A 10854-nucleotide genomic window follows, 5' to 3' on the forward strand; every position below is an offset into this window, starting at 1 on the left:
CGCGCATCTTGAACACGAAAGTGCCAACTGGTGAGTGAGACAATCCATGACGGAGCGATCGCCGTGACCGCGGCCCCCGCCCCGCCATCCCCCGACGACGGCCTGTCCCCGGCGGAGCTGGCGGCCAAGTACGGTCTGTCGGTGAGCGGTGCCCGGCCGAGCCTGCCCGAGTACGTCCGGCAGCTGTGGGGCCGTCGCCACTTCATCCTGACCTTCTCGCGCGCGAAGCTGACGGCCCAGTACAGCCAGGCCAAGCTCGGCCAGCTGTGGCAGGTGGCGACTCCGCTGCTGAACGCCGCGGTCTACTTCCTGATCTTCGGGCTGATCCTGAACGCCGGGAAGGGCATGCCGAAGGAGGTGTACATCCCGTTCCTGGTGACGGGTGTGTTCGTCTTCACCTTCACCCAGACCTCGGTGATGTCCGGCGTGCGGTCCATCGCCGGCAACCTCGGCCTGGTGCGGGCGCTGCACTTCCCCCGCGCGTCGCTGCCCATCTCCTTCGCGCTGCAGCAGCTCCAGCAGCTGATGTACTCGATGATCGTGCTGTTCGCGATCGTCGCGGCGTTCGGCAGCTACCCGTCGGCGAGCTGGCTGCTGATCCTGCCGGCGCTGACGATGCAGTTCGTGTTCAACACCGGGCTCGCGCTGGCCATGGCCCGGCTGGGCAGCAAGACCCCCGACCTCGCCCAGCTGATGCCCTTCATCCTGCGGACCTGGATGTACGCCTCCGGCGTGATGTTCTCGATCCCGGTGATGCTGCAGGACAAGCCGGCCTGGATCGCCGACGTCCTGATGTACAACCCGGCCGCCATCTACATGGACCTCATCCGCTTCGCCCTGATCGACGGTTACGGCTCCGCGAACCTCCCCTCGCACGTCTGGTTCGCCGGCCTGCTGTGGGCGGTCCTCGTCGGCGCCGCCGGTTTCGTGTACTTCTGGAAGGCAGAGGACCGGTACGGCCGTGGCTGAGGACATCAAGGACATCACCGCCGGGGACGCCGAGGACGCGCCCCCGACCGTCACCGCGGACGGCGCCCGCATCCCGACCGTCATCGCCGACGACGTGCACATCGTGTACCGCGTCAACGGCGGAGGCACGGCGGGCAAGGGCAGCGCCACCGCGGCGCTGAACCGGATAATCCGGCGGGACCGGGGCGAATCGCGCGGTGTGCGGAGGGTCCACGCCGTGCGCGGTGTCTCCTTCACCGCGTACCGCGGCGAGGCCATCGGCCTCATCGGCACCAACGGCTCGGGCAAGTCGACCCTGCTGCGCGCCATCGCGGGCCTGCTGCCGTGCGAGAGCGGCAGGGTCTACACCGACGGCCAGCCCTCGCTCCTCGGGGTCAACGCGGCGCTGATGGGCGACCTGACCGGTGAGCGCAACGTCATCCTCGGCGGTCTGGCCATGGGCATGTCCCGCGAGGAGATCCGCGAGCGCTACCAGGACATCGTCGACTTCTCCGGCATCAACGAGAAGGGCGACTTCATCACGCTGCCCATGCGGACGTACTCCTCCGGCATGGGCGCCCGCCTGCGCTTCGCCATCGCCGCCGCCAAGGACCACGACGTCCTCATGATCGACGAGGCGCTGGCGACCGGCGACCGCAAGTTCCAGATCCGCTCCGAGCAGCGCATCCGCGAGCTCCGCAAGGAGGCCGGCACCGTCTTCCTCGTCAGCCACAGCAACAAGTCGATCAGGGACACCTGCGACCGCGTGCTCTGGCTGGAGAAGGGCGAGCTGCTGATGGACGGCCCGACGGACGAGGTCCTCAAGGCCTACGAGAAGGAAACCGGCAAGCCCTGACCCCGGTGCCGCCGCTCCCGGGTCCGGCAGGGGCGTACCCCGTCCGGTCCGGGCGCGCCCGGACCGGACGGGGACCGGTGCCACCGACGGCGGCGCAGCGGCCACGCGGACCCGGGCGGCCCTGCCGGCTCATGCGCGCCGTCCGGCGTCCGGGCGGTCCAAGTCCCGCGGTGCCGAGGGTGTTTGGTGGCATATGCGAACTTCTTCGGGTCCGTGTTCCCCGAGCGCGTAACACCCCGACAGGAGCTCCGGCGTTGTACAACGTAAGCTGTACCGGTGCTGATTCGCGGCAAGTGGGGCGTTACCCCCGGAGGCGAACCGTGGGGGCCCATGAGCCTGCCGGGCGGCCCCGCCACTCCGGCCCGCCAGTCCGGAGGACCGGCGGCGTGTCCGAAATAGGATGTTTTGGATCGGCAGTGTAGAACGGGAGACGTGACGGCAATGACGGTGAATCTCCAGCTCCGCGAGGATCCCGCCGTCCCCGCGCCGGGCAGTCCGCGGTGACAGGTACCCGGCAGGCGCGCCCCGACGCCTCCTCGCGCGCCACGCTCGACAAGGCCGCCCACGAGAACTTCCCCGTGGCCCCCTTCTTCCTGCCCCGGGCCTGGCGCGACGACCTGATGGCGGTGTACGGCTACGCCCGGCTCGTCGACGACATCGGCGACGGCGACCTGGCGCCCGGCGGCGGGGACGCCCGCCACCTCGGCGTCCCCCCGGAGCTCGCCGGCGACCGGCTCACCCTCCTCGACGCGTTCGAGGCGGACCTGCGCCGCGTCTTCGACGGCATCCCCGCCCACCCCCTGCTGCGCGCCCTGCAGCCCACCGTGCGGCGCCACGCCCTGAGCCCCGAACCGTTCCTCGGCCTCATCGAGGCCAACCGCCAGGACCAGCTCGTGCGCCGCTACGAAACGTACGACGACCTCGTCGCGTACTGCGAGCTGTCCGCCAACACCGTCGGCCGTCTCGTCCTGGGCATCACCGGCACCACCAGCCCCGAACGCCTGCGCCGCTCCGACGCCGTCTGCACCGCCCTGCAGATCGTCGAGCACCTCCAGGACGTCGCCGAGGACCTCGCCGGCGACCGCGTCTACCTGCCCGCCGAGCACATGAAACGGTTCGGCGTCACCGAGGCCGATCTGGCCCGCCCCACCGCCGGCGCGGCGGTCCGCGCGCTGATCGCGTCCGAGGTGGACCGCACCCGCGCGCTCCTGGACGAGGGCATGCCCCTGGTCGGCAGCGTCCACGGCAGGCTCCGGCTGCTGCTCGCCGGGTTCGTCGCCGGCGGACACGCCTCGCTCGACGCGATCGAGGCCGCCGGACACGACGTACTGCAGGGACCGCCCAAAGCCGGCAGGCCGCAACTGCTGCGCCGGATGGGAGCCGTCTTGCGAAGAGCGCGTGGAGAGGGGTGAGCGGGACCATGGAAGGACGGACACACATGTCCGCGCCGGTGCAGGCCGCGTACAGCTACTGCGAGGCCGTCACCGGGCAGCAGGCCCGCAACTTCGCCTACGGCATCCGCCTGCTGCCCACCGAGAAGCGGCAGGCCATGTCGGCGCTGTACGCCTTCTCGCGGCGGGTCGACGACATCGGCGACGGCCGGCTCGGGACCGCGGCCAAGGAGGAGCGCCTCGACGCCACCCGTCAGCTGCTCGACCGCATCCGCAAGGACGCCGTCGACGAGGACGACACCGACCCGGTCGCCGTCGCCCTGTGCGACACCGCCCGCCGCTTCCCGCTGCCGCTCGGCGCCCTCGACGAGCTCATCGACGGCGTCCTGATGGACGTGCGCGGCGAGACGTACGAGACCTGGGACGACCTCAAGGTGTACTGCCGCTGCGTCGCGGGTGCCATCGGCAGGCTCTCGCTCGCCATCTTCGGCACCACGAACGGCACCCGCGGCACCGAACGCGCCTCCGAGTACGCCGACACGCTCGGCCTCGCCCTCCAACTCACCAACATCCTCAGGGACGTTCGCGAGGACGCCACCAGCGGCCGCACCTACCTGCCCGCCGACGACCTCGCCAAGTTCGGCTGCACCGACGGCTTCCGCAGCGCCACCCCGCCGGCCGGCGCGGACTTCCCGGGCCTGGTGCACTTCGAAGTGCGGCGCGCCCGCGCGCTGTTCGCCGAGGGCTACCGGCTGCTGCCCCTGCTCGACCGCCGCAGCGGCGCCTGCGTCGCCGCGATGGCGGGCATCTACCGCCGCCTCCTCGACCGCATCGAGCGCGACCCGCAGGCCGTGCTCCGCGGCCGGGTCTCCCTGCCCGGCCGGGAGAAGGCGTACGTCGCCGTGCGCGGCCTGTCCGGCCTCGACGCCCGGACCATGTCCCGGCAGACCCTCAGGAGGCGTGCCTGATGCCCCGTGGAGCAACCCGCGCCCCGCTTCCCGCGTCCCTGACGGCGGCGGCCGGACGACGCAGGGGGGAGGTCGCATGAGCGACGACGGCCTGACGCCGGGCCCGCACGCCGTGGTCGTCGGCGGCGGGATCGCCGGCATCACCGCCGCCCTGCGCCTCGCCGGGGCCGGACTGGGCGTCACCCTCCTCGAAGGGCGGCCCCGCCTCGGCGGCCTCGCCTTCTCCTTCAAGCGCGGCGACCTCACCGTCGACAACGGCCAGCACGTCTACCTGCGCTGCTGCACCGCCTACCGGTGGTTCCTCGACCGTGTCGGCGGTGCCCACCTCGCGCCCCTCCAGCCACGGCTCGACGTCCCCGTCCTCGACGTCGCCCACCCCCGCGGCCCCCGCCTCGGCCGGCTGCGGCGCACCGCCCTGCCCGTACCGCTGCACCTCGCCGCGAGCCTCGCGACCTACCCGCACCTGTCGCTCGCCGAGCGCGTGAGCGTGGGCCGGGCCGCCCTCGCCCTCAAGAAGCTCGACCCGGCCGACCCGGCCCTCGACGGCGTCGACTTCGCCACCTGGCTCGCCCGCCACGGCCAGACGCCCCGCGCCGTCGAAGCCCTGTGGGACCTCGTCGGAGTCGCCACCCTCAACGCCACCGCGCCGCACGCCTCCATGGGCCTGGCCGCCATGGTGTTCAAGACCGGGCTCCTCTCCGAACCGGGCGCCGCCGACATCGGCTGGGCGCACGTCCCCCTCGGCGAGCTCCACGACACCCTCGCCCGCACGGCCCTCGACTCGCTCGGCGTCCGCACCCAACTGCGCACCAAGGCCACCTCGCTCTCCCGCACGGAGGACGGCCGCTGGCGGGTCGGGGTGCCCGGCGGAACGCTCCACGCGGACGCCGTCGTCCTCGCCGTACCGCAGACCGAGGCCCACGACCTGCTGCCGCCCGGCGCGCTCGACGACCCCGGCAAGCTCCTGGACATCGGCACCGCACCGATCCTCAACGTCCACGTCCTGTACGACCGCAAGGTGCTGCGGCAGCCGTTCTTCACCGCGCTCGGCTCCCCGGTCCAGTGGGTCTTCGACCGCACGGACGCCTCCGGGTACACCGACGGCCAGTACCTGGCCCTGTCCCAGTCCGCCGCCGGTGCCGAGATCGACGAGCCGGTCGCCGTCCTGCGCGAGCGCTACCTGCCCGAACTGGAACGGCTGCTGCCCGCCGCGCGCGGCGCGAAGGTGCGCGACTTCTTCGTCACCCGGGAGCGCACGGCGACGTTCGCCCCCACCCCCGGCGTCGGCCGGCTGCGCCCCGCCGCCCTCACCGAAGCGCCCGGCCTGTACCTGGCCGGCGCGTGGACCGCCACCGGCTGGCCCGCCACCATGGAAGGTGCGGTACGCAGCGGCTTCACCGCCGCGGACGCCGCCCTCTCGGCACTCGGCCGCCCCCATGTACATCCGCTCGAGGAGGCGGCATGAGCCTGAGTACTGGAACAAGAGGAGAGACCGTGCCGACTGTGCCCCCGGTGAATCCGGCCGTCGACACCGTGGACGTCGCAGCCCTGCTGGAGCGCGGGCGGACCCTGTCCACCCCGGTGCTGCGCGCGGCCGTGAAGCGGCTCGCGCCGCCGATGGACACCGTCGCCGCCTACCACTTCGGGTGGATCGACGCCCACGGCCGGCCCGCCGACGGCGACAGCGGCAAGGCCGTACGCCCCGCCCTCGCCCTGCTGTCCGCCGAAGCGGCCGGCGCGGAGCCCGAGACCGGCGTCCCGGGCGCGGTCGCCGTGGAACTCGTGCACAACTTCTCGCTGCTGCACGACGACCTCATGGACGGCGACGAGCAGCGCCGCCACCGCGACACCGTGTGGAAGGTCCACGGCCCCGCCCAGGCCATCCTCGTCGGCGACGCGCTGTTCGCGCTCGCCAACGAACTGCTGCTGGAGCTCGGCACCGTGGACGCCGGGCGCGCCACGCGCCGGCTGACCACCGCCAGCCGCAAGCTCATCGACGGCCAGGCCCAGGACATCTCCTACGAGCACCGCGAGCGGGTGACCGTCGAGGAGTGCCTGGAGATGGAGGGCAACAAGACCGGTGCGCTGCTCGCCTGCGCCTGCTCCATCGGCGCCGTCCTCGGCGGCGCCGACGACCGCACCGCCGACACCCTGGAGGCGTACGGCTACCACCTCGGCCTCGCCTTCCAGGCCGTCGACGACCTGCTGGGCATCTGGGGCGACCCGGAGGCCACCGGCAAGCAGACCTGGAGCGACCTGCGCCAGCGCAAGAAGTCGCTGCCGGTCGTCGCCGCGCTCGCCGCGGGCGGCCCGGCCTCGGAGCGGCTCGCGGAGCTCCTCGCGGCCGACGCCAAGAGCAGCGACCTCGACAGCTTCTCCGAGGAGGAATTCGCCATGCGCGCGGCCCTCATCGAGGAGGCGGGCGGCCGCGAGTGGACCTCCGAGGAAGCCCGCCGCCAGCACGCCGTCGCGATCGAGGCACTGCACCGCGTCGACATGCCGGAACGGATCCGCGCCCAGCTCATCGCGCTCGCGGACTTCGTCGTCGTACGAAAGAGATGATCGCCATCGGGACGAGCAGCCGCCTCACCACCATATGAATCGCTAGTCGCCGGCCGGTGCCCCGCGCACCGGCCGACGGCCCACCCGCAGCCGCAGCACATCCACTGCACGAAGGGGAAGCCATGACAGCGACGACCGACGGAAGCGCCGGAGCCCCCGAGCCCTGGGCCCCCTCGGCCATGGAAACAGCCACCACCCTCCCCGCCGGCCCCGCCGCCCCGAGGGACGGCGGCGTACGGGAGGCCGCGGAGCGGGCCGTCCGGCGCTCCGTCGAGCACCTCCTCGCCCGGCAGGACGCCGAGGGGTGGTGGAAGGGCGACCTGGAGACCAACGTCACCATGGACGCCGAGGACCTCCTGCTCAGACAGTTCCTCGGGATCACGGACGAGACGGTCACCCGCGCCGCGGCCCGGCACATCCGCGGCCAGCAGCGCGAGGACGGAACCTGGGCCACCTTCTACGGCGGCCCCGGCGAACTGTCCGCCACCATCGAGGCGTACGTGGCGCTGCGGCTGGCCGGCGACCGGCCCGACGAACCGCACATGGCCCGTGCCGCCGCCTGGATCAGGGCCCGGGGCGGCATCGCCGCGAGCCGGGTCTTCACCCGCATCTGGCTGGCGCTGTTCGGCTGGTGGAAGTGGGACGACCTGCCGGAACTCCCGCCCGAGCTGATCTACCTGCCACCGTGGTTCCCGCTCAACATCTACGACTTCGGCCAGTGGGCGCGGCAGACCATCGTGCCGCTCACCATCGTCTCCGCGAAACGCCCCGTCCGCCCGGCACCCTTCGCGCTGGAGGAGCTGCACACCGACCCCCGCCGGCCCAACCCGCCCCGGCCCCTCGCTCCGGCGACCACCTGGGACGGCCTCTTCCAGCGGCTGGACAAGGCCCTGCACGCGTACCGCAGGGTCGCCCCGCGCCCGCTGCGCGGAGCAGCGATGAACGCCGCCGCCCGCTGGATCATCGAGCGGCAGGAGAACGACGGCTGCTGGGGCGGCATCCAGCCCCCGGCCGTCTACTCGCTCATCGCCCTGCGCCTGGTCGGCTACGACCTGAACCACCCGGTGATGCGGGCGGGCCTGGAATCCCTCGACCGGTTCGCCGTCTGGCGCGACGACGGCTCCCGCATGGTCGAGGCCTGCCAGTCACCCGTCTGGGACACCTGCCTGGCGACCATCGCGCTCGCCGACGCCGGCCTGCGTCCCGACCACCCCGCGCTGGTCAAGGCGGCCGACTGGATGATCGGCGAGCAGATCGTCCGGCCCGGTGACTGGGCGGTGCGCAGGCCCGGGCTCACCCCGGGCGGCTGGGCGTTCGAGTTCCACAACGACACCTACCCGGACATCGACGACACCGCCGAGGTGATCCTCGCGCTGCGCCGGGTGCGGCACCCCGACCCCGAGCGGCTGGACGCGGCCGTCGAGCGCGGCGCCCGCTGGACGCTCGGCATGCAGTCCCGCGACGGCGGCTGGGCCGCGTTCGACGCCGACAACACCAGCACCCTGCCCAACCGGCTGCCCTTCTGCGACTTCGGTGAGGTCGTCGACCCACCGTCGGCCGACGTCACCGCCCACGTGGTCGAGATGCTGGCGTACGAGGGCAAGGCCCACCACCCGCGGACGCGCAGGGGCATCGAGTGGCTGCTGGCCGAACAGGAGGCGAACGGCTCCTGGTTCGGACGCTGGGGCGTCAACCACGTCTACGGCACCGGGTCCGTGGTGCCGGCGCTGACGGCGGCCGGGCTGCCGCACTCCCACCCCGCCGTCCGGCGCGCCGTCGCCTGGCTGGAGTCCGTCCAGAACGACGACGGCGGCTGGGGCGAGGACCTGCGCTCCTACCGCGAGGAGAAGTGGATCGGCCGCGGCGCGTCCACCGCTTCGCAGACCGCGTGGGCACTGATGGCGCTGCTCGCCGCGGGGGAGCGGGACTCGGCCGCGGTGGAGCGCGGGATCCTCTGGCTCGCGCGTACCCAGCGCGAGGACGGCTCCTGGGACGAGCCGCACTTCACCGGCACCGGCTTCCCGTGGGACTTCTCCATCAACTACCACCTGTACCGGCAGGTCTTCCCCCTCACCGCGCTCGGCCGGTACGTCAACGGCGAACCCTCCTTCGGTCACCTCGGCAAGGAGGGGTGATGGCATCCGGACCGGAGTCGCCCGACTCCGACGCGGAGCTCGTCGCGCCGCCGCTGCTGATCGCCTGCGCGCTCGGCATCGAACGCTTCGCCCTGCGCGGCCGGCGCCGCCACGGGGGCGCGCCCGGTCCGGTGACCGTGCTGCGTACGGGCATGGGCCCCGCGAACGCCGAGCAGGCGGTGGCGCGGGCGCTCGCCGGGGAGCCGCTGCGGGACGCCGCCGTGGTGGCGTCCGGCTTCTGCGCCGGGCTGGCCCCGGGGATGCACCCGGGGGACCTGGTCGTCGCCGGCGAGACCCGGGGCCCCGGCGGCCCGGCCGCCTGCACGGGCACGGACCTGCTGGTCGAGGCGCTGGGGCGGGCCGTGCCCGGGCGTACGGTGCACACCGGCCCGCTGACCGGTTCCGACCACGTCGTCCGGGGCCCGGAGCGTGCCGACCTGCGGGCCACGGGCGCCATCGCGGTGGACATGGAGTCGGCGGCCACGCTCGGGGCCGCACTCGGCGCGGGGTCCCGCCCGGTTGCGGCCGTCCGGGTGGTCGTGGATGCTCCTGAGCACGAGCTCGTCCGGATCGGCACAGTGCGGGGGGGAATATCAGCATTCCTCGTTCTTCGCTCCGTCTTGCCCGCATTCTTTGAATGGCACCGTTCTTTGCTGCTCCCCAGGAGGTGAGCCAGATGGCCATGCCGCTTCGCCAGACCATCCGGGTCGGGACCTATCTTTTCGAACAGAAGCTCCGCAAGCGTGAGAAGTTTCCCCTCATCGTCGAGCTGGAGCCGCTCTACGCCTGCAATCTGAAGTGCGAGGGCTGCGGGAAGATCCAGCACCCGGCCGGAGTCCTGAAGCAGCGCATGCCGGTCGCCCAGGCGGTCGGAGCGGTCCTGGAATCCGGCGCGCCCATGGTGTCGATCGCGGGCGGCGAGCCGCTGATGCACCCGCAGATCCATGAAATCGTGCGCCAACTGGTGGCCAGGCGGAAATACGTCTTCCTCTGCACCAATGCCCTTCTGCTGCGCAAGAAGCTCCAGGACTTCACGCCCTCGCGGTATTTCGCCTTCGCCGTGCACATCGACGGGCTGCGGGAACGGCACGACGAGTCGGTGGCCAAGGAGGGTGTGTTCGACGAGGCGGTGGAGGCCATCAAGGAGGCCAAGCGGCGCGGTTTCCGGGTCACCACCAATTCGACCTTCTTCAACACGGACACCCCGCAGACCGTCATCGAGGTGCTGAACTTCCTCAACGACGACCTGAAGGTCGACGAGATGATGATCTCGCCCGCGTACGCCTACGAGAAGGCACCCGACCAGGAGCACTTCCTGGGTGTCGAGCAGACCCGCGAGCTGTTCAGGAAGTCGTTCGCCGGCGGCAACCGGCGGCGCTGGAGACTCAACCACTCACCGCTCTTCCTGGACTTCCTCGAGGGCAAGGCCGACTTCCCGTGCACGGCCTGGGCGATCCCGAACTACTCGCTCTTCGGCTGGCAGCGACCTTGCTACCTGATGGCCGACGGATACGTCCCGACGTACCGCCAGCTCATCGAGGAGACCGACTGGAACGCGTACGGCCGCGGCAAGGACCCGCGCTGCGCCAACTGCATGGCGCACTGCGGCTACGAGCCGACCGCCGTCCTCGCCACGATGGGCTCGCTGAAGGAGTCCCTGCGGGCCGCGCGCGAGACCGTCTCGGGAAGCCGCGGCTGAAAGCCGTGACGACCGCCGCGCACACGGCGGTCGCCGGGCCCCTCGGGGCCGCCCGCGCCACCGCCGGCCGAACCGGATCAGAGAGGGTGTCCGAGCGTGACGTTGCTGGAGACCATCCGCGGGCCGCGCGACCTCGCAGCGCTGGACAGCGCCGGGCTCGACGAACTCGCGGACGAGATCAGGCAGTTCCTCATCCAGGCGGTGGCCAGGACCGGGGGACACCTGGGACCCAACCTGGGCGTGGTGGAGCTGACCATCGCCCTGCACCGGGTCTTCGAGTCCCCCAAGGACAAGA

9 protein-coding genes and 1 pseudogene are annotated in these 10854 nt (G+C 72.2%); all 10 read left to right on the top strand.

Translation table 11 applies throughout. The features are described 5' to 3' along the window. Positions 1-30 precede the first annotated feature (30 nt). On the top strand, positions 31-969 hold the full coding sequence (locus IH00_RS0116920) for an ABC transporter permease (RefSeq protein ID WP_031074394.1): 939 nt from the start codon (positions 31-33) through the stop codon (positions 967-969). A 13-nt stretch (positions 970-982) separates the two neighbouring features. Then, entirely contained in the window at positions 983-1804 is an 822-nt protein-coding gene (locus tag IH00_RS0116925) for an ABC transporter ATP-binding protein (protein ID WP_052411450.1), read from the top strand. Positions 1805-2304: 500 nt separating this feature from the next. Further along, complete coding sequence (gene hpnC / locus IH00_RS0116930) at positions 2305-3216, top strand: squalene synthase HpnC (protein WP_031074396.1); 912 nt, start codon at positions 2305-2307, stop codon at positions 3214-3216. Between the two features lie 8 nt (positions 3217-3224). After that, entirely contained in the window at positions 3225-4163 is a 939-nt protein-coding gene (hpnD, locus tag IH00_RS0116935) for a presqualene diphosphate synthase HpnD (RefSeq protein ID WP_031074399.1), read from the top strand. Positions 4164-4239: 76 nt separating this feature from the next. Beyond that, a complete protein-coding gene (gene hpnE, locus IH00_RS0116940) occupies positions 4240-5628 on the top strand; it encodes a hydroxysqualene dehydroxylase HpnE (RefSeq protein ID WP_031074401.1) in 1389 nt (462 codons plus the stop codon). Beyond that, entirely contained in the window at positions 5625-6725 is a 1101-nt protein-coding gene (locus IH00_RS0116945; RefSeq protein WP_199819764.1) for a polyprenyl synthetase family protein, read from the top strand. Before hpnE ends, IH00_RS0116945 begins: the two co-directional genes overlap by 4 nt. Positions 6726-6847: 122 nt before the next feature. Further along, positions 6848-8860 (top strand): squalene--hopene cyclase, encoded by a 2013-nt coding sequence (gene shc / locus IH00_RS0116950; RefSeq protein ID WP_031074410.1) that lies wholly within the window; start codon positions 6848-6850, stop codon positions 8858-8860. Next, positions 8860-9531, top strand: a complete 672-nt coding sequence (locus IH00_RS0116955) for a phosphorylase family protein (RefSeq protein ID WP_052411428.1) — start codon at positions 8860-8862, stop codon at positions 9529-9531. The genes shc and IH00_RS0116955 overlap by 1 nt, the downstream gene beginning before the upstream one ends. Positions 9532-9536: 5 nt before the next feature. After that, on the top strand, positions 9537-10559 hold the full coding sequence (hpnH, locus tag IH00_RS0116960; protein WP_031074413.1) for an adenosyl-hopene transferase HpnH: 1023 nt from the start codon (positions 9537-9539) through the stop codon (positions 10557-10559). A 96-nt stretch (positions 10560-10655) separates the two neighbouring features. Then, positions 10656-10854: pseudogene (locus IH00_RS0116965) on the top strand (1-deoxy-D-xylulose-5-phosphate synthase N-terminal domain-containing protein); the annotation flags it as partial.

This window comes from Streptomyces sp. NRRL S-118 (assembly GCF_000716335.1).
Classification (GTDB): Bacteria; Actinomycetota; Actinomycetes; order Streptomycetales; family Streptomycetaceae; genus Streptomyces.